Origin of the sequence: Rhizobium sp. NFR07 (assembly GCF_900111905.1) — a bacterium.
In the GTDB taxonomy this organism is placed as follows: Bacteria; Pseudomonadota; Alphaproteobacteria; order Rhizobiales; family Rhizobiaceae; genus Neorhizobium.
Genome location: NZ_FOKM01000004.1, coordinates 244,597 through 263,999 on the forward strand (window position 1 = coordinate 244,597; position 19,403 = coordinate 263,999).

The following is a 19,403-nucleotide window of genomic DNA, read 5'->3' on the forward strand; positions in this document are numbered from 1 at the left end:
GGTACCCTGTCCCTTAGCCTGCGATGGGGAAGAGCCTACTATCTTCCGCCGCTGTTGCAAGCGGCGGCTCATTAAATTGCGGTAAGGAATCGGTGATTGGAGCGTCAACCGATAGGCGCATCGATTGCGGCTGAACTCCTAGGCCTCAGGGCTCTAATCCGTCTCCAGCAGGAAGAAGGTCGTCGGGCCCGATGGCGTGTCGTTGGACAGGCTGAGTTCAATGCGGCCGTTGCCCATTTTCAGCGCCGGATGAACGGTGCCATCCAGCCCTATCGGCGACAGGCGCCAGCGTGCCAGCCGATCGTTGAATGACACCTCTATCCTGCCCTTGCGGATCAGCACCGGAAGCTTGCCGAAATCGTCGATGACACGCTCGTCGGCATCCTGAAAACGCATGCCGGTATTGCGCGCGTCGGTCGCATAGATCAGCAGGATCCGTTTGGCATCGGCCAGAGACGCGGAACCATCGATCGCGGCGGCGGCAAACAGGCCGCTGCCATCGCTGCCCCTCACCGTCACATTGCCGAGATCGGTCGGGCGGGTGAATTGTGCGAAAGCGAATGCCTGGTTGCGCGACGTCGACAGCGCAAGGCTCAGCTCGTTGCGGTTGAGCAGCAACTGGCCCGTATCGCTCTCGAACAGGCCCTTGACCGGATCGGTGCGGTTCTTCTCCGAAATCAGCCCGGCCTCTTTCAGCGACGAGAGGATTTCCTCGAAGGCTTCCGGATCGCGCGGCTGGTTGACCGCCATCGCCTCGCGCAGCCCGTCCGTTTTCTTCAGGCCTATGCCGGAGACAAGGCCGAGTTCGGTCAGGGTGTCCGGCTCCCTCTGCTGCATGTCGTCGTTCAAATCCTCCTCGCCGCGCACCATGAAGGGAATGGTGTTGCGGGCGGGCGCGACGTCACCACGGCGGAAGGTGAGCGCCGCCAGCGTCTCGCTGGCACGGGCGATCGGATCAAGCGCGATCGCGTAGGGCAGCATGGCCCGCTTGTGGGGAAAATCCTCGCCGTATTTCAGGATGATCGGTCCATGGCCGTGGCGGCAGAGGATATCCCAGTTCTGGAACGACGCGTAGGCGGGCATCATCAACCCGGCCTCGTAGCGATACTTGTTCCAGAACAGATGGTCGTATTCGGTCATCACGAAGGGCTTGCCCAGCCAGCGGGCCGATGCCGCAAGACGCATGTAGGAAGCTGTATCGCCGACCGAGCTCTTGTCCTGGATTCTCGAACCCGAGGCATAGCCCGACACCCAGTCGTGATAGGTGTTCATGGTGACGACCGGCAGGTCCATGCGGGTGAGGCTCGTCTGCACCGTCGCCCAGTTGTTGTAATCGCTGACCATGCCGCGATAGCCAAGGCTGCGGACGAAATCCGTCATCCTCGCCGCCGACTTGCGCTCGGTCTCGACGAAGAAGGCCTGCAGGTCGCGAAGGCGCGGGCTGTCGGCATAACGATCGAGCGGCAGTCGGATGTTGCGGTCCTCCAGGCGCTCATCGGAGCGCAGGTCCCACCATCTGGCCCTCAACGCCTCGGTGGACGGATAGCGGGCTGCGAGCCAGTCGTTGAACGGGCCACGCAGGCTGTCGGGATAGGGACGGCCCTTCTTGTCGGTGACGACGGTCGAAAATTCCATGCCGTTCTCATTGACGAGAACGATGAGGCTCAGCGCGTCGTCGCGGATCGGCGCGACGCCCGTATAGGGGTTCACGCGGCCGAGGAAGTCACTGACCATCGTCTGCCAGTGCTGGTAGGCCTTTTCCTCGTAGTTGATTTCTCCCCGCAGGCCTTCCGCCGGGTCCCAGCGCTCGAAGTCGCCGCCATAACCGCCATGCCACGAGGTCAGGCCGTCCACCATCCAGTAGATGCCGGCCTTCTTCAACGCCGCCATCAGGTAGTGGATGCGGTCGAGCACTTCAGGATCGAAATCGAAATCCTTCTGCCGGCCGTTCATCAGCGAGGCATCGGTAAAGTGGAAGCGCGCTATGTTGTAGCCATGCAGGACCAGCTGGCGGACATAGGCGTCAGCCTCGGCATGATCGGGAAATCCGCCGGCTGCCGGGCCGAAGCCGAGCGAGGCGCAGAACAGGCGCTGCGGCTTGTCGGGCGTTCCGGCAAACGCGATGCGGCCTTCCGGATTGGTGACCAGCCGGTGCTCGGCATCGATCGTGCCGTTCGGCATCAGGCCGGAGAAATCGAGCGGACTGCCTGACTGTATTTCCAGTGAAATTTCCCGGACGGGAAGCCAGTCAGCCGGAAGCGCGACCTGGGTCGACCAGGTGAGGCTCAGTAGCGTTGTCAGGCTGAGCGCTAGATTCTTCATCCGGTTCTCCGACGGGGCGACTCTCGATCCAGGATCGCGGGTTTCGACGTGGTCTGAAATATCCTACCGGAAGCGCCACCGCATGGAAGAACCAGGCCACCACGGTATAGAGCCCGAGCGAGAAGCTGCGCTTGCGGAAGGACATGAGAACGACTACGGCGCAAAAGATGCCGACGACGACGCCCAAGGGCAAGAGAAGACCGGGCAGCGCCAGCATGATCACCAGGGAAATGACGATCCACGCCCAGACGACGGCCCAGAGCCTGAGCTCGGGCAGTTCGCGCAGCATGCGGTGGAAATAGGGTTTTCCGGTCGCCGCCCTCAAAACCTCGCCGATACCGAACAGGTATTTCGACTTCCAGCGGCGGACGAGCAGCCGGTAGGAATTGATACTGTGGCCGTAATGGCTGACGAAGCGGCGGTCGAGCCTGTGCAGCTTCCATCCACCATCGCGCAGGCGGATGCCGAGGTCGAATTCCTCGTAGCCATGCAGGTTGCGATCGGTCATGTAGCCGATGTCCTCGATCGCCCTGCGCCGGTAAAGCCCGCCGCCATTCATCCGGTCGATGGAGCCGATGCGGTTTTCCGGGGCGTTGCGCTGAACGCGGCGAGTGTATTCGAGATTGTCCAGCATCATCTCCTGGACATGGCCGGTGACGCCGGCCGTGCGGGGATGGCGGTCGAGGAAGGCGATCGCCTCCGGCAGGAATTCCGGGTCGAGATCCATGTCGCCATCGATCAGGCAGACATATTCATGCTGGGCATACTGATAGCCGAGCTGCGGGCCGAGGCCGCAGCTCGGTCGCGCCGGCGCGGTGATCTGGACGATCTGCACCGGATAACCCGAGGCGATCGTGACCGTCCGGTCGCGCGAGCCGCTATCGGCAATGATGACTTCACCCTGGCCTTCCGGCAGCGCCGCCAGGGCGAACTCGATCGTCCGCGCAATGTTCTTCTCCTCGTTGAGGGTCTTGATGACGACGGATACCGTCATGATGTGGACCTTCCCTTTGGTGACGTCATGGCTTTGCGGTAGACCGCGATCGTGTCACGGCTGATTGATGGCCACGCATAGGTCTGCTCGATTTCGCGTATGCGGGCGAGCGCCCGTTCGGGCTCGAAGGGGGCATCCATCTTGCGGCGCAGAGCGGCGGTCAGGGCGTCGATATCGCCGGTCGGGAAATAGTCTTCTGGCGGCAGGTCCACCTCGTGGTTGGCAGGAATGTCGCTTGCGAGAACCGGCAGGCCGTAGCCGAGCGCCTCCAGAAGGGCGATGGGCATGCCCTCGTGGCTCGAGGGAAGCACGAAAAGGCCGGCCTGTGAAAACAGCGTCGCGAGATCGTCACCCCTCTGGAAGCCGGTCAGCACCACGCCGTCCACCTTGGCGGCCATGGTCTCCACCTGCTTGGCATAACCGGTATCGCGATGATCGGCGCCGCCGATCAGGGCGAGCTTCCATTCGGTCTGGTCGAGGCGGGCATAGGCCTGGATCAGGTCCAGCTGCCGTTTCTCCGGAACGAAGCGCGCAACCAGCACGATATAGCGGCGGCGGCGTAGCTCGAAGCGTTCAAGAAGCGGGCCTGCGATCGGCGCCGCGCGAACGGTCACCCCGTTCGGGATATGGGCGACCTTGCTGCCATAGCGGTCGCGCATCGTGTCGGTCACTTCGCGCGACACGGCGATGCTGCCATTGGAAAAACGCATGGCCAGCCGTTCGCCGAGCCTCAGGATGGATTTCGCAAAACCGTTCCATTTCTCCCGGTCGTAGTCGTAGCCGTGATGGGTGACGACGACACGCAATCCGAAAAGGCGGGCCAGAGGCGCGAAGAGGCCGGGGCCGACCGCATGGATATGCAGGATGTCCGGTCGTTTGAATGCGGCGTAGACGACGCCGAAAAATGTGTGGAAGAAGGCCTCCGTCGATGCGGATGAAGGCGCCCATAGGGGAGTTATGCGCACGCCCCGCCACGCCGTCATCGGTTGCTTCGACAGATATTTGCGACGGCCGACGACCTCGACATCCCATCCGCGTAGAACCAGTTCCTGGGCAAGCATCTCGACATGCGTTTCGACCCCGCCCTGAATATCGGGCACGCCGCGCAGACCGAGCATCATCACGCGGTGGCGCACGGTCTCGCGATCCGCTGCAGGTCCCCTGTAGGGCACGATATCGGGAAGGCTGGGGGAAAGGCTCGGGGGAGAGGTCAGCGTGTATCGGGCGTTCGGATCGCTATCGGAAAACTCGGCCCGCGGCAGGTCGCGATCCTGCGGCAGAGTGGGGTCCGCGCTCTCGGAGCGCCTGGCAAAAAGTCTGGGTCGGCCGGCCGGCCGATCCGCCTTTGCGCGGGATTCCGTCTTCTTGTTCATCAGCCGCACCAAGAAATCATTTCTTAAGTGAAGTCTTAAACACGGAACCTTTCAAACTTACTACAGCAAATTCTAAAATTTTAATGATCCTGTATGCTTTCAGGCCATTTTTTTGTGGGGAGAGTAAAATTCCGGCGCTCATCGAGGCGCGGAATGGGGGTCAGATGAGCTCGGCGTAGAGGGCCATCATCCGGTCCCGGTAGAGGGAACTGGAGAAATTCTCGGCCACCCATTGGCGGCCTGCCTTGCCCATTCCGGTGCGCTCCGAAGGAGATCGCTCTGCCATGCGGGCAAGCGTATCCGCAAGGCTGTCCGCAGAAGCAGGCGCGGCGATTGCACCGGTTTCGCCAGGCCGGATAAGTTCGGGAATGCCGCCGATATCGCTGCCGATGACCGGACGTCCCAGCGCATAGGCTTCCAGAACGCTGATCGGGGCATTTTCGTACCATTCGGACGGCAACACGAGCGCGCGGGACTGGCCGATGAGGCGGAAGAGATTTGCGCCGGAAAGGTGGCCGGTGAAGGTCGCATCAGCGCCGAGATCACCCGCCAGTTTCTTCAAGCGTGCCTCTTCCGGACCCGTGCCGGCGATCATCAGTTTCTGCCCTGATGCCGCGGCGGCGCGAATCAGCGTGTCTACGCCCTTTTCCGGCGCGAGCCGCCCGGCAAAGACGAAATAGTCGCCCTCTTCCCAGTCGGTGGAAAACGAGGCGACATCGACGAAATTCGGAATATGGACGAGCTTTTCCCCCGGCCAGCCCCATTCCATCAGCTTCTCGCGATAGAAGCGGCTCGGCACGACGAAGCGGTCGACCTTGTTGCGGTAGGTGCCGAGCGTCTTGTGCAGGAGCGTTTCGGCAAACACCACGCCGCTTAAGGGAAGCGAGCCCTTGATGCAGCGATGGACCATCACGTTGTAGATGTGTCCGCCCTTGCATTCCTCGCAGACCTTGCCGTCACGCAGCATCTTGTATGCGGGACAGGCGAGCTTCAGGTCATGGGCGGTCATGACCGTGGGAATGCCGGCCTTGTTCAGCGTCTGGAAGACGGCCGGGGAAAGATGGTGGTAGATGTTGTGGGCATGGGCGATGCTGGGCCGCGCCTTGTCGATCAGCCGCTCCAGTTCCCGTTGCGCCTCGAAGGAATAGATCACCTTCGCCGCCTGCACGACCTTGTCGCGCAGGCCGATGTCGCGTCCGTATTCGATCTCGGAGACGAAATAGTCAGACCAGGGGGAGGGCAGGTTCTGTTCGTGCTGCATGGCGAACGGGACGACGTCCCAGCCCGCTTCCTCGAACAGCGCAGAGTGGTCGAAGAACACGGCTTCGGCGCCGCCGCGACGGTAGAAATAGTTGTTGATGTTGAGCAGGCGACGCGCCCCGCTCATCCCTGCGGGTGCGTTCATTGTGCCGCTCCCGTCCAGCCGAGTGCCCGGGTCGCGGCATCGACGGTCATGATTTCGCAGCCGCTTTCCCGGGCGTAGCGGACAAGCGCATCGAAAGTGGCCGGCGTGCAGCCGAAGGGCGTCGGCTCATCCGCAACGTCGTGGGTGAAGAAAACAAGCCAGCCCGGATCCTGCGCAACGTCGTCGATCCAGCGCGTCAGGTCAGACGCATAGTCTTCCGGCTGACGGATCTCGACCGCCTTGACCATCATCCGGTCGACATCGCCGCGATTGATCGCCTCGCCGGCACCGCGACAGCTGACATAGCGGCGAGCAAGTTCGCGGCGTGCCAGCGGCCAGGCCGAGTTGTAGGGGAAGGCGAAGTTGGTCGGCCGGCGGGAAACGCCGGCCTGCTTGAGGTATTCGACGTTTCGATCGATGTCCTTGCCCAGGGCGGCACCATAGCTGCGGATCCGATCATGGGTGAAGGTGTGGCAACCGATCTCGTGTCCGCGCGCGAAAAGGTCGTGGCAGCCGTCACGATCGATCAGCGTCCGGTCGGGTTCGACGACCCCCTCCAAGGCGCCGGCGATGTAGAACGTGCCGCGGGCATCGTATTTCTCCAGGATGGCCGCACCATTGGTCAGGGCCGTGTCCGGCACGTCGTCGAAGGTGAACGTCACGATCGGGCGACTGGTCTCGACCCTGCGGGTCGGGCTGGCGAGATCCCAGATCAGCCGGTTGCTCAGGCGGTCGACGATGCTGCTGAGGCGTTCGCTGAGATCAGACATGCGCGGATGCCCCGTGCTTGGGTGCCGCATCGGTCACCAGGTCAACCTTCTGAAGCCTGAATGCATAAAGCGCGACGCAGAAGCTGAACCATTGGTAGCTTCCGCTATCGAAGAAGACGGATTCCAGTCCGGCATTGTAGAGCGTGTAGAGCCAGACACGCACGAAAAGACGGGTGATGTGGGACTGCGCCTCCGGCACGCCGTCCTTCCGCATCAGGGCCTTGAGCGGCATGAAGAGGACGAAGAACAGCGTCATGATCAGGCCCGGCAGGCCGGTCAGCAGCCAGATGTCGATGAAGGAATTATGGGCGTTGTAGGCCTCGACCGCCCAGGTCTCGATCGAATTGTTGCTGTAGACCAGTTCGCGGGTCTGCCAGAAGGCCTTCATCCCGTAGCCGAGGATCGGGTTGTCCTCGATCGCGGTAAAGGCGAAGCGCCAGATGTCGGCGCGGTTGGTGAAGGTGGGGTCGACGCCGAAACTGTTCACCAGCGCACGAAATGGCGGAATGACCGCCGAGCCGACCGCGAGCAGGTTGAAAGCCGCGACGCCTCCGAGTGCGATCGGGATGCGCAGCGCGCGATAACGTTCGAAGAACCAGGAGATGACGAGAACGGCCGGCAGCATGGCGGATGCCGTCTTGCCGCCGGTATGGAGCAGGAAGAACCAGGCAAGGCCGATGATCAGCAGCCCGAGAAAGCGCGACCAGACGCGCATGACGAAGAAGCCGAAGAAGGCGGCCATGACCATGGCGCCGGCTGCCGCGTTCTTGTGGGTGAAGTGACCGCGCCAGAACCCAGCATTCATCGGTTCGCGCAGTTCGGATGCCTGGTGGATGGCGAGCTGCGGTTTGAAGATCACGCCGAAATAGGCAAAGCCCAGCATGATCAGCGTGCCGATCGCCACAAGCTTGCCGAACTGCCGCTCCGAGGCGGGCAATAGCAGGAAGATGGAGGCGTTCATCACGGTCAGAATGGCGAGCACGATCGTCTTGGCGCTCTGCATAGGGTAGTTGGACAGGAACGCGGTGACGAAGAACCAGGTGAACAGCGACGCCAGCAGAACGCGCGGCTGCAGGATGATCGACCGCATCGGGTGCATGAAACCGTAGGCCATCAACGACAGCGTCAGCCCGATCGTGACGATCTGGTTGATGCTGCTGGATGACCCGGCCGAAGGATCGAGCACCGCGGTGCCGCGAAGGTCGACATAGGGGTTGGTGGTGACCCAATAGAACAGGAAAACGGCCATGAACAGGCACGGACCGATGATGTTTCGGCCGGCGGCTGGTGCATGTATGTCATCGGCCGTCGCGACTGACATTGCGTTCCTCAGGCGTATCTTGGTTCGAAGGCGTAGTAGCGTCGGCGTGCATCGCGCAGGTGGCCGGAGAGGCCCAGAGCCAGCGCCAGCGCGGTGCCCAGCGCAAAGCCACCGGCGGCGCCCCCGGCCAGCAGGATCACCGTGCGCGGCGGCCAGCTCTTGCTCTTTGGCGGTACCGGCGGCGAGATCACCCGCACATTGGTTGCATTGATCTGCTGGCGCTCGTTGATCTGGCGGGTCCGCGACAGATAGGTCTCGTAGACGGCGGCCCTGGCCCGTGCATCACGCTCCAGCTCGCGCAGCCTCACCTGAGCATCATTGTCGTTGAACACCGTCGAGCGCTCGGCATCCGCACGGCCGCGAAGCTGCGACAGGGTCGAGCGGGCCTCGTCGGCCTCGGTTTTTACCGTTTCCAGAATGCGGTTCGCCTCGGCGGCGATGGCATTCTCGACGGCGGCCTCCTCCGATTGCAGGGCGATCAGCCGTGGATGGCGTGCCCCATAGGTGCGGCTCAGCGCGCCGATCTGCTGCTGCAGCGTGTTGTAGCTCGTGCGCAGCGTCTGCATGCCGACGGAATCGAAGATCGTGGCCGTCGCCGTGCGGCGATCGGCAACCGCCGAGCGCATCTGGTCGTAGCGCGATTGGGCCTGGAACAGGCGCTGCTGGGCATCGAGAACCTGGGTGTCGAGTGCGCTGGAAATACGGCTGCTCGCGAGTTCCCCGGTGCTGGATTCCTGGATGTTGTTCTGGCGCTTGAACTGCTCGACCTTTTCCTCTGCATCGGTCACCGACATGCGCAATTCGTCCAGCCGGCTGTTGATATCGGCTGCGAGTCGGCCTGCACTGTCGGACGAGGAAACGAAGAGTTCGGATTCGAAGGCGCGCACGATCGCTTCCGACAGCTCGACGGACTTTTCCGGATCGGAGCTCCAGACGGCCAGGGTGACGACGAAGGAGCGCTCTTCGCGACCCGCGGTGATACGGTCGCCGAGCTCCCGCAACACCGAAAGCTCTTTCTGTTCGGGCGTTGCCGGTTCGGGCGATCCGAACAGGTTGCCGAAAGGCGACGGCTTGTTGAATTCCGGATCCTCGGTGAGGTTGAGATCCCGGATGACCTTGTTCAGCACGTTGCGCGAGGTCAGCACGCGAAGCTTGCTTTCCACTTCCAGCAGCTGGGAATCGCGCTGCGGATTGGCCGCGAACACGTCGTCGGAAACGACGTTGAGGTTCTGCGGATCGACCATGATGTCTGTGTAGACCGTGTAGCGGGGCGTGCTCATCGTCGCATAAAGGAAGGCAGCGATCACGCCGAGTACTGTCATGGCGATGATGAGAGCGAGCCTGCGGCGCAGCCAGGTCAGGACATCGCCGATGCCGATCTGCGACAGGCTCTTGATCTGGGCATCGACCACGGAATTGCCCGGAGCGCCGGCAACCGGCGCCGCGTTGCGATAATCCTGCTCCCTGAAGCGGGAGGCATGATGTGCCTGGGATGTCGATGCAGGCTGCGGCGGAGCAGGCTGTGTCGCATCGGCGTGCGACGGGGCCGGCTTTTCGGCCCGGTACGGCCGATCTTCCCCAGCCTGCTGCTGCGGAGCGTCGAGGTGGTCGAGCAGGGAACTGCCGTGGCGATGGCGCGCGCCTGCGAGCTCTGCCGCGCGCGCCTGCACGGATGTCGTTTGGTCTTGCGCCGATCGTTGGCTTTCGGGATCCCGCGGCCGGTACATCAACACCTCCAGCTGTTATGGGATATCGGACGGAGCAGCCATGACGACGAAAACTCCCAATCGCTAATATGCGTTCCGCCGCGTGAATTTTGGGTTAACCGGCTGATCCGGCACAAGGTTGTGCACATGGTTATGGCCCTCATCGCACTGTGGCCGGCTCCGCCAGCGGGCGCGCGCGGTCCTTCTCGACATAGCGAAGATAGACCGTCCAGGCCGCGACGGCCATGAGCAGCTCGATCACGTAATAGGAGATGAAGGTGCCGGTCGGCGGGGCGTACCACGTTGCCCAGGCGGCAAGGCCCGAGCCGAGCAGACTGCCGGCGCCGAGCACTGCCGCACGCGGGCCTTGGTGGCCGGCCGCGCCGAGCGCTTCCACTGCGATCGCATAGATGCCGACCGGAATCACCACCCAGCAGAGAATGCGCACGAAGGAGACGAGCGACAGATATTGCGTGCCAAACAGGTAAGGCAGGATCGGTGCCAGAATGTAGACGGCGACCGCGGCTCCGACGCTGATCGCAAAGGCCGCCCCGAGGATGCGGGTCACCCGCTTTGCAGCGTTGTGCAAGCCGCCTTCGGCGATCTTGGCGGTGCCGGGATAGACGATGCGGTTCAGCGCGTCGACGGAGAGATAGCTGCTTTCGATGATGCGGCGGGCGACGCTGTAGCTCGACATGACTTCGGCGCTCGCCACCACGCTCAGCACCAGAAGGTCGGCATTCTGCCGCGCGGCCTTGAGGATATAGGGGATGCTGAAGAACATGCCGAGGCGCAATTCCTCCCGAACCAGGCGGAAGCGGGGTTTGCTGAACGGCAGCAGTGCCTTGACGCAGAGCGCCAGCATGATCGCATGGGCGGCGAACTGCCAGACGATCCAGCCCGACAGCGTGTTGACGCCGAAGGCGAGGCAGGCGAGCACCGCGGCAGCCGTGCGGATCAGCGCGAAGCCCATGACGATGACATTGGCGGAACGGAAGTTGGAAAACGCGATGAAGACCTGTTCGGTAAACAGGATACAGCGCAACAGGACGATATTCGTCACCAGCATGATGATGATTTCGAATTCGCCGATCGGGTCTTCCGTCGTGGCGTTGAGGAAGAAGGGCAGGATGATGGAGCCGACCACGACAAGGATCACGCCGCTTATGGCGATCAGGATCATGTTGTGGCCGAGCATGTCGGGATAGATGTCGTGGTCGCGGGCAACGCGCCGCACGAGGCATTCGGTGGCGCCGAGGCCGCAGAGATGCACCGCGATCGACGAAATGGCGGTAACGGCGACGAAGAGACTGAATTCATGCACGCCGAGGAAGCGCGCAAGAATGGCGAAGGTCGCCAGCTGTGCTGCCGAACTGACGATCAGGCTGCCGCCGGATGCCGCGTAGGACATCACCATGGGCAGAAGGATTCGCGGTTTCGGGAAGCGGCGAGGGAATTTCATCATGGGTGACCCTTCGCGGTCATTGCCGGCTCATCATGAGCCGTATCGGCATTTCTGGTTATGAAGCGGTCCACCCAGAGCTGGGTGGAGAGGATGCCGACAAAGGCGGCGTTGTCACGGAAGCCGGCGACATCCTGCGCCCGGCATTTGTTGTGAAGTTTCGATACGGCCAGCGGGTTGAACAGTCCGGCCTCGATGATCGCCCGTTCCGAAAACATCTCGGCGACATAGGGCTTTTCCTGCCTGTTCGGACCGGTGAACGAGCCGCTGTCGGGCGCGCGGTAGGGCTGTTTCTGACGCTCGGTCACGCTTTTCGGCAGAAGATCCTTTCCGGCTTCGCGCAGGATGTGCTTCTCGCGCAGTCCCCGCAGCTTGGCGTCGGGCGACAGCCGGCAGGCGAATTCGACGAGGCGATGGTCGAGGAAGGGAAAACGTCCTTCGATGCCGTGCGCCATGGCCATCCGGTCGCCCTGGCTGGAGAGGATATAGCCCGGCAGCAGCAGGCGGGCTTCGAGATATTGCGCCTGATGCAGCGGATGCCAGCGGCCGAAGCGTTCCGGCAGGCGGGCGGCAAGTTCCGCTGCCGCGTCGTAGTCGCCTAGTGTCTGCCTGAGATCGGTCGAATAGAAGATCTTCGCCGCTGCCGTGTTTTTCATCCGCGGGCGATGGGAGAAGAGCGGATCGGCAGGATCGGTCGCGCCGGCGCCGAAGAAGGCGGAGAGATATTCCGCCGACTGCTGCTTCAGCCCCGGCAGGTAGGGATAGAGCTTGCGGAAGAGATGCGGTCTGATCTTCGAGCCGGGCTGGCGGGCGCAGAAACGACGCACCTTCGCCTCGCGAAAGATGTCGTAGCCGGCAAAGATCTCGTCTGCGCCTTCGCCGGTCAGCACCACCTTCATGCCGCTTTCGCGCACAAGCCCGGCCAGCGTGTAGAGCGGCGCAGGCGCGGTCCTGAGGATCGGCCGCTCGGCGAAATTGACGATATCGGGAAAGCTTGCGGCAATCGCATCCGGTGTCGAGGCGATCGATCGGTGATGCGTGCCGATGGCGGTCGCTACTTCATGCTGGAAGCTGCTTTCGTCGTGTTCGGCGCTGTCGAAGGTGACGGAAAAGGTGTTGAGCCCGCCCGGCGCCATCGGTGCGGCAAGTGCCGTGATCAGCGAGGAATCCAGCCCGCCCGAAAGGTAGGAGCCGACCGGCACGTCGGCGCGCATGCGCAACCGCACGGCATCGGTCAGCAGTGCCCGCAGCTCTTCCTGGTGGTCGATTCCGTCCGCCGGACCGTTGTCGCCGGCATCGGGGAAATCGAGCGTCCAGTAATAGCCGAGCCGGTTCTCGCCGCCCTTGCGGATCAGCTTCTGGCCGGGCTCGAGCTCGAAGATGTTGCGGAAGGCGGTGCGTGGCGCGATCGGTGCCCAGAGCGTGAAGATCTGGTCGAGCGCGATCGGATCGATTTCCGCCTCGATGCCCGGCACGGTGAGTAGCGCCTTCACTTCCGAGGCGAAATAGAGCGTGCCCTGGTGCTCGGTATAGAAGAGGGGCCGCACGCCCATGCGGTCGCGCGCCAGCATCAGCCGCCGCTCATAGCCGTCCCAGATCGCGAAGGAAAAGTCGCCGTTCAGCCGATCGAGGCAGGCCTCGCCATAGGTCACGTAGAGCTGCAGCAGGACTTCGGTGTCGGAACCGGTGCGGAAGGTGATGCCGCGCGCCTTCAGTTCGTCGCGCAGTTCGACATAGTTGAAGATCTCGCCGTTGAAGGCGATCGTATAGCGGCCGTCCGCGGTCGACATCGGCTGCTGGCCGTCCGCAAGCCCGACGATCGAAAGCCGCACATGGGAGAGGCCGATGCCCGGTGCCGCCCATACGCCGCGACCATCAGGCCCGCGATGTTCGATCGCATGCGCCATCGCCGACAAAAGGGCCTGGGGACGCTCTACGCCACATGCCTCACCAACGAAGCCAGCAAAACCGCACATCTGTTTCCATCATGAACAGGCCAATCAGCTCGTTCCTATATGGAAGAGCTTGCTAATATACTTACGGGATTTCTAAAATTCGATCAAAGCCCAAAACAGGACATCCGCTCGGCTATTTCATCGACAGGACTACGGTCGGCCAAAGTTCTGAAACGGTTGGATGAATCGGAACGGCCCAGCGCAGGTCGTCATAATTTGCGCCAACGTTCATCAGGTCCAGAACACCGTGGATAGCCTCGTCGCCGCCGGTGCCGAGCAGCGCCGCACCGAGGATTTTCTTCGTTTTGGCGTCGGCGATAATCTTCATGAAACCCTTGGTCTCGCCCTTTTCGACCGCCCGGCCGACATTGGTCATCGGCCGTTTGCCGACGATGACGTCATGTCCGGCCTTGCGTGCCTCGGCCTCGCCCATACCGACGCGGCCGAGCGGCGGATCGATGAACAGCGCATAGCCCAAGAGCCGCTGCGAGACCTTGCGGTCCCCGCCGTCGAAGAGGTTGGCGGCGACGATTTCGAAGTCGTTATAGGCGGTGTGGGTGAAGGCGCCGCGACCGTTGCAGTCGCCGAGCGCCCAGATGCCCTCGATATTCGTTTTCAGCGCGTCGTCGGTTTTGATGAAGCCGCGCGCGTCCAGTTCGACACCCGCCTTGTCCAGTCCGAGATCGTCCGTGTTCGGGCCTCGGCCGACCGCCAACAGCACGTCCGACCCGATCACCTCCGGGTCGCCTTCGTCGCAATTCACGCCGACGGCGATCCCGTCCGCATGCTTGCGAAAGCGGATGCATTCGGCATTCGTGCGGACATGGATGCCTTCCGCCTCGAGGATCTCGCGCACGGCAGCGGAAATGTCCTCGTCTTCTCGCCCGACCAGCCGCGGGCCCTTTTCCACGACCGTGACTTCCGCGCCGAAGCGGCGATACATCTGCGCATATTCCAGCCCGATATAGCTGCCGCCGACGATGACCAGGTGTTTCGGCAGCCGGTCCAGCATGACGATATCGGTGTTTGTCATATAGGGAATGTCACTGATGCCGGCGAAATCCGGGATGGTGGCGCGGCAGCCGACATTGAGGAAGATCTGCGGTGCGGTCAGTAGCTGGTCGCCGACGCGGATGACATTGCTGCTCTCGAACCGGGCATGGCCGCGGATCAGCTCGCAATGCTCCATGCCTTCCAGCCAGTGCTCGTTGCCGTGCCGGCTGTCGAGCGTCACCTTGTGCGAGCGGCGCATTACGGCAGGCATGTCGATCGTCACGTCGCCGCCGATGCCGATGCCGTATTCCGATGCGCGGCGAGCGAGATGGGCGGCATAGGCACTGGCGACCAGCGTCTTGGTCGGCTTGCAGCCGGTATTCACGCAGGTGCCGCCGACATGCTTGCGCTCAATGATGGCGACGGATTTGCCCGCGTCGTTGAACCGGCCGGCGAGCGATGGGCCTGCCTGGCCAGCGCCTATGATGATCGCGTCGAAAGTCTTCATACCACAGGTGCTCCCGGCAGAAGCAGCGCGATGACGATCGCGGCGATGATGGCGACCGCATCTTCGACAAGCGCGGCCGGTGTATCTTTGCCGAGCTTTTCGGCGAGTTTCGCCCGTGCCGCCGCCCCGCCATAGGTGCCGATGACGGCGCCGAGAATGCCGGAGACGAGCCCTGCGATCCAGTAGCCGTAGGGCGTGCCGATCGCAGCACCGGCAACGGCGCCGGTCAGCAGCCGTGCGCCGAACTGCTGGGGTATCTTGCGGCTCGGCGTCGTCGGCAACTTGTCGGTCACCAGTTCGAGAAAGGCGAAGATCGTCAGGATCAATACAGCCCATTGGGAGCCGAGGAAGGCGAGCCATGTGCCGTTGAGGTTGAGCCAGCCGAGCGAAGCCGCCCAGGCAACGACGGCCGGTGCCGTCATGGCGCGAAGGCCGGAGACGACGCCGATGAAAAGCGCGAGCAAGGAAACCATCAAACAACCCCTATGCCGCGCAACGCGGCCACCCTCAATAATTGCAATTCGAAGCGATATCACACCGCGTGTGACGCGTCTTTGATATTGCCCACGTCCTTGGCATTTCCAGTACCACGGCACAGATGGCGTGGATAAGCACCGTAGCCAGTAGCAAAATCTCCGTGTGTCCGTAGAATACGCTACCTTTGGTCGAGGGAGGAGGAGCCCTTCGGACGTGAAGCATCGTATTGCGGCAGTCTTTGTCCTGTCTCTGGCGGTCGGCCTCGTGCTGGCCTTCAGGCTGCATGGCTATGTGGCACGCAGCTATATGGATGAGGCGCGGCTGCAGGCGGAAACGACGCTGAGGCTTGCAGTCTCGGCGCTGGACGGGCATCTGAAGCGCTACGAGGCGCTGCCGGCACTGACCGCCGACGACGAGATCATCGAGGTTCTGATCCGCGATCCCGGCAACGAAGCGCTGAGGCTGGCTGCCAACCAGTATCTGAAGGCGGTCAATGCGCTTCTGAAATCCTCCGACATCTACGTCATGACGATGGATGGAGAGACGGTCGCTGCCAGCAACTACGATTCCTCCGTCAGCTTCGTCGGTGAAAATTTCAGCTACCGGCCCTATTTCCAGGAGGCTGCGCGGGGCGAGCATTCGCGCTTCTTTGCCGTCGGCACGACCTCGGCCAAGCGCGGTTATTACTTCAGCTCGCCGATCGTGATGGATGGCAAAATCCTCGGCGTCATCGTCTTCAAGGTCGATCTCGATACGATCGAGGCTTCGTGGACCGGCGGTGACGACCGCATCTTCGTCTCCGACCCCGAAGGCATCATCTTCATGACCGGCAGCGACGAATGGCGGTTCGCCGCCATCCTGCCGCTCACACCGGAGCGGATCGCCCGCACCGAGGGATCGAGGCGTTATGCGGATGTGAAGCTGCACGAACTGCCGCTCACTTACGGCACCTTTGCCGGCCACGAAACGATGCTGATCTCGAACGCCAGCCAACGTGGCGGCGGCACCGAGCGCGAATATCTGTTCGTCTCGCAGGTCATGCCTTCGGCCGGATGGACGGTGAATGTGCTGATGGATACCGCCTCCGTCCGTTGGCAGGCGCAGACGACCATGGCTGCCGTCTTCCTTGCCATCTGCCTTGCGGGGCTGGCGCTTGCGATCGTCCTGCAGCGTCGGGCGCGGCTCAAGGAGCGCATGCTGCTGCAGGCCGAAGCGCAGAACGAGTTGGAGAGGCGGGTGGCCGAGCGCACGGCCGATCTTGCCCGCGTCAACAGCCGCATCGAGGACGAGATCGCCGAGCGCCGCCTGACCGAACAGAGGCTGCGCCAGACCCAGGCGGATCTCGTGCAGGCCGGCAAACTTGCCGGGCTCGGCCAGATGTCGGCGGCACTCTCCCACGAGCTGAACCAGCCGCTGGCGGCGGCAAAGACCTATGCCGAAACGGCCGGGCTTCTGATCGAGCGCGACCGGATCGAAGAGGCGGGCGACAACCTCAGGCGTATTTCGGCGCTGATCGACCGCATGGCCTCGATCAGCCGGCACCTGCGCAATTTCGCCCGCAAACCGAACGAAAAGCTCGGTGCCGTCAGCGTCGAGGATGTCATCCGCGATACGATCGATATCATCTCTGCCCGGCTGAAGGCGGCCGATGCGTCCTTGGAAATCTCCGTCGAACCGTCTCTGCCGCCGGTCATGGCCGGCGCCATCCGCCTGCAGCAGGTGCTGGTCAACATCGTCACCAATGCGGCGGATGCCGTCGAGGGGCTGGAGGACCGCCGCATCGATGTGACGGCATCGGGTGTGGGGGAGAAGGTTCTGATCGTGATCCGCGATCGCGGGCCGGGTGTTGCGGCTGCGATCCGCGAGCGCATCTTCGATCCCTTCTTCACCACCAAGGGTGTCGGCAAGGGGCTCGGGCTCGGGCTGTCGATCTCCTACAATATCGTCAAGGATTTCGGCGGCAGCCTGTCCGTGACGGACCATCCAGAGGGCGGTGCCGTGTTCACCATCGAACTCGACCAGGCCGACGGCGCGCTGATGGAGGCGGCCGAATGAACCAGCAACGCGTGCTTCTGGTCGATGACGAGGAGGAGCTCAGGCGCTCCACCGCTCAGGCGCTGGAACTATTCGACCTCTCCGTCGACACGTTTCCCAACGCGGAAAACGTGCTGGAGCTTTCCGGTTTCGGCTTTGATGGCGTCATCGTCAGCGATATCCGCATGCCGGGGCTGGACGGCATGACGCTGCTTCATCGCATCCGCGAACTCGATGCGGAAATCCCGGTCATCCTTGTCACCGGCCATGGCGACGTACAGCTCGCGGTCAAGGCCATGCGCGAGGGCGCATACGACTTCCTCGAAAAACCGTTCACGCCGCAGCATCTCGCCGGTGTCATTCGCCGGGCGCTGGAACGGCGTTCGCTGATCCTCGAAAACCGGCGCTTGAGGGCCGTCGCCGGCAAGCGCGACGACATGGAAGCCCGCATGCCCGGCCGCACCCAGGTGATGGTCGACCTGCGCTACCGGATCCGCGCGATCGGCGCGACGGATGCCGACACGCTGGTCATCGGCGATACCGGGGTCGGCAAGGAAGTCGCGGCGCGCGCGCTGCACGAGATCAGCCCACGGGCGGACCGGCCTTTCATCGCCATCAATTGCGCGGCACTTCCCGACACCCTGATCGAAAGCGAGCTGTTCGGCCACGAGGCTGGCGCGTTTCCCGGCGCGATCCGGCCGCGTTACGGAAAATTCGAGCATGCACGGGGCGGGACGATCCTGCTTGACGAGATCAGTTCCATGCCCTTCGACCTGCAGGCGAAATTCCTGCGCGTACTGCAGGAGCGGGTGATCACCCGTCTCGGATCGAACGAGACGGTGCCGCTCGATGTCCGCTTCATCGCCACCAGCAAGGTTGATCTGGAAGCAGAGGTGGCGGCCGGGCGTTTCCGGGCCGATCTCCTCTATCGGCTGAATGTCGCGACGCTGCATGTTCCGGCGCTGTCGCAACGGCGGATGGATATCCCGCTGCTCTTCCTGCAGCTCGTCCGCGAGGCGGCGGCACGCTACGGCCGCGAGGACATGATCGTGTCGCCCGACGTCGTCTCCTCGATCGCCCAGCGCGACTGGCCGGGCAATGTCCGCGAGTTGCGCAACGCTGCCGACCGGCTGGTGCTCGGCCTCGATCCGGGAACGGGAGAACCGGGTGCCGCACCCCAGGAAAACGCCGGTCGCCTTGCCGAAAAGGTCGCCGCCTTCGAACGCAATCTCATCGCCGGCGAAATCGCTGCCCACGGAGGGGCGCTGAAGCCCGTCTACGAAGCCCTCGGCATTTCCCGCAAGACGCTCTACGAGAAGATGCAGAAGTATGGGCTGGATAAGAAGATGCATGGGCTGGACGGACTTGTGGATCATGGGCGCGGGGAGGGGGCCTGATCCATTTTTCCGCAGATCGCTTGCCCCTCGATTTGCAAAGCAGCCCCCATATGTTCGAACAAGCGAGCTGTTTTTCCGATCTTCATACCGAGAGATATTTGATGAGTGAGATTGCGCAGAAGATAGATGAGGTTATCAAGATCGGCCTCATCGACCTTTTGAGATTGCACGGCTTCAAGAAAGGCGGTCGCAATTGGCATCGGGCCGAGAGCGACAACTGGCTGATAGTCAATGTCCAGGCGAGCACTTCAAATGTTGCAGCGGGCGGCAAGTTCACGATCAATCTCGGCGTTTATGTCACTGCTGTCGAGCTTCTTGCAGGACAGGCTGCCATTGTCGGTAAGCCAATGGAATCCCAAGCGACGGTTCGCGAAAGACTGGGAGTGCTCGCTGACGGCAGCGACAGTTGGTGGACGATTGAACAGAGTTCCGACTTGAACGCGATCGCGGCAGATCTCGGTGACAAAATGCTGTCGCTCGGGCTTCCATGGCTAAATGCTCACCTTGATATCTCACGCGTAGCTGCCACCCTCGAAAACACACCGTCCTTGCGTGCTGTCAGCGCGGCATTCCTCGCGGGCGACAGGGATGGTGCTATTAAACGACTGCGGGCGGCGGCGGATAGTAGGCCGTCAGCGCAAGAACATTTTGCGAGGTGGGCTGCCCATAACGGTGTTGCTATCTAA

General features: G+C 62.6%; 14 protein-coding genes. 3 read left to right on the forward strand and 11 right to left on the reverse strand.

From position 1 onward, the window contains the following. Positions 1-153 precede the first annotated feature (153 nt). The 11 genes from BM216_RS10830 to BM216_RS10880 form a co-directional block, all read right to left on the reverse strand. Positions 154-2,322, reverse strand: a complete 2,169-nt coding sequence (locus BM216_RS10830; protein WP_092998938.1) for a glycoside hydrolase — start codon at positions 2,320-2,322, stop codon at positions 154-156. Then, entirely contained in the window at positions 2,249-3,316 is a 1,068-nt protein-coding gene (locus tag BM216_RS10835) for a glycosyltransferase family 2 protein (protein WP_092998940.1), read from the reverse strand. Before BM216_RS10835 ends, BM216_RS10830 begins: the two co-directional genes overlap by 74 nt. Continuing rightward, positions 3,313-4,689: a glycosyltransferase family 4 protein gene (locus BM216_RS10840; protein ID WP_244530147.1), complete on the reverse strand. Its 1,377-nt coding sequence runs from the start codon at positions 4,687-4,689 to the stop codon at positions 3,313-3,315. Before BM216_RS10840 ends, BM216_RS10835 begins: the two co-directional genes overlap by 4 nt. A gap of 160 nt (positions 4,690-4,849) precedes the next feature. Further along, on the reverse strand, positions 4,850-6,076 hold the full coding sequence (locus tag BM216_RS10845; protein WP_092999383.1) for a glycosyltransferase family 4 protein: 1,227 nt from the start codon (positions 6,074-6,076) through the stop codon (positions 4,850-4,852). Between the two features lie 14 nt (positions 6,077-6,090). After that, entirely contained in the window at positions 6,091-6,864 is a 774-nt protein-coding gene (locus BM216_RS10850; protein ID WP_092998942.1) for a polysaccharide deacetylase family protein, read from the reverse strand. Continuing rightward, the gene (locus BM216_RS10855; protein ID WP_092998944.1) at positions 6,857-8,185 is read right to left on the reverse strand and encodes an O-antigen ligase family protein; all 1,329 of its coding nucleotides are present in this window, start codon (positions 8,183-8,185) and stop codon (positions 6,857-6,859) included. Before BM216_RS10855 ends, BM216_RS10850 begins: the two co-directional genes overlap by 8 nt. 8 nt (positions 8,186-8,193) lie before the next feature. Next, entirely contained in the window at positions 8,194-9,912 is a 1,719-nt protein-coding gene (locus BM216_RS10860) for a GumC family protein (RefSeq protein ID WP_092998946.1), read from the reverse strand. 139 nt (positions 9,913-10,051) lie between these two features. Continuing rightward, on the reverse strand, positions 10,052-11,356 hold the full coding sequence (locus tag BM216_RS10865; RefSeq protein WP_092998948.1) for a lipopolysaccharide biosynthesis protein: 1,305 nt from the start codon (positions 11,354-11,356) through the stop codon (positions 10,052-10,054). Then, positions 11,353-13,329, reverse strand: a complete 1,977-nt coding sequence (gene asnB / locus BM216_RS10870; RefSeq protein WP_092998950.1) for an asparagine synthase (glutamine-hydrolyzing) — start codon at positions 13,327-13,329, stop codon at positions 11,353-11,355. Before asnB ends, BM216_RS10865 begins: the two co-directional genes overlap by 4 nt. A 112-nt stretch (positions 13,330-13,441) precedes the next feature. Then, positions 13,442-14,809: an FAD-containing oxidoreductase gene (locus BM216_RS10875; protein ID WP_092998952.1), complete on the reverse strand. Its 1,368-nt coding sequence runs from the start codon at positions 14,807-14,809 to the stop codon at positions 13,442-13,444. Then, positions 14,806-15,282 carry a DUF4126 family protein gene (locus BM216_RS10880; RefSeq protein WP_092998954.1) on the reverse strand — a complete coding sequence of 159 codons (477 nt, stop codon included), beginning with the start codon at positions 15,280-15,282 and terminating at the stop codon, positions 14,806-14,808. The genes BM216_RS10875 and BM216_RS10880 overlap by 4 nt, the downstream gene beginning before the upstream one ends. 268 nt (positions 15,283-15,550) lie before the next feature. Between BM216_RS10880 and BM216_RS10885 the strand changes: the two genes are divergently transcribed. The 3 genes from BM216_RS10885 to BM216_RS10895 all read left to right on the forward strand — a co-directional run bounded on the left by BM216_RS10885 (position 15,551) and on the right by BM216_RS10895 (position 19,403). After that, on the forward strand, positions 15,551-17,341 hold the full coding sequence (locus tag BM216_RS10885; RefSeq protein WP_348272002.1) for a sensor histidine kinase: 1,791 nt from the start codon (positions 15,551-15,553) through the stop codon (positions 17,339-17,341). Then, on the forward strand, positions 17,338-18,717 hold the full coding sequence (locus BM216_RS10890) for a sigma-54-dependent transcriptional regulator (protein ID WP_092998956.1): 1,380 nt from the start codon (positions 17,338-17,340) through the stop codon (positions 18,715-18,717). Before BM216_RS10885 ends, BM216_RS10890 begins: the two co-directional genes overlap by 4 nt. Positions 18,718-18,818: 101 nt before the next feature. After that, a complete protein-coding gene (locus tag BM216_RS10895) occupies positions 18,819-19,403 on the forward strand; it encodes a DUF4304 domain-containing protein (protein ID WP_177230759.1) in 585 nt (194 codons plus the stop codon).

Bases quoted from the DNA above. Each gene is read 5' to 3' on its own strand.
- BM216_RS10880 (WP_092998954.1), bottom strand. From the start codon at position 15,282: ATGGTTTCCTTGCTCGCGCTTTTCATCGGCGTCGTCTCCGGCCTTCGC.
- BM216_RS10875 (WP_092998952.1), bottom strand. From the start codon at position 14,809: ATGAAGACTTTCGACGCGATCATCATAGGCGCTGGCCAGGCAGGCCCA.
- BM216_RS10860 (WP_092998946.1), bottom strand. From the start codon at position 9,912: ATGTACCGGCCGCGGGATCCCGAAAGCCAACGATCGGCGCAAGACCAA.
- BM216_RS10830 (WP_092998938.1), bottom strand. From the start codon at position 2,322: ATGAAGAATCTAGCGCTCAGCCTGACAACGCTACTGAGCCTCACCTGG.
- BM216_RS10845 (WP_092999383.1), bottom strand. From the start codon at position 6,076: ATGAGCGGGGCGCGTCGCCTGCTCAACATCAACAACTATTTCTACCGT.
- BM216_RS10840 (WP_244530147.1), bottom strand. From the start codon at position 4,689: ATGAACAAGAAGACGGAATCCCGCGCAAAGGCGGATCGGCCGGCCGGC.
- BM216_RS10895 (WP_177230759.1), top strand. From the start codon at position 18,819: ATGAGTGAGATTGCGCAGAAGATAGATGAGGTTATCAAGATCGGCCTC.
- asnB (WP_092998950.1), bottom strand. From the start codon at position 13,329: ATGTGCGGTTTTGCTGGCTTCGTTGGTGAGGCATGTGGCGTAGAGCGT.
- BM216_RS10835 (WP_092998940.1), bottom strand. From the start codon at position 3,316: ATGACGGTATCCGTCGTCATCAAGACCCTCAACGAGGAGAAGAACATT.
- BM216_RS10855 (WP_092998944.1), bottom strand. From the start codon at position 8,185: ATGTCAGTCGCGACGGCCGATGACATACATGCACCAGCCGCCGGCCGA.
- BM216_RS10850 (WP_092998942.1), bottom strand. From the start codon at position 6,864: ATGTCTGATCTCAGCGAACGCCTCAGCAGCATCGTCGACCGCCTGAGC.
- BM216_RS10890 (WP_092998956.1), top strand. From the start codon at position 17,338: ATGAACCAGCAACGCGTGCTTCTGGTCGATGACGAGGAGGAGCTCAGG.
- BM216_RS10865 (WP_092998948.1), bottom strand. From the start codon at position 11,356: ATGATGAAATTCCCTCGCCGCTTCCCGAAACCGCGAATCCTTCTGCCC.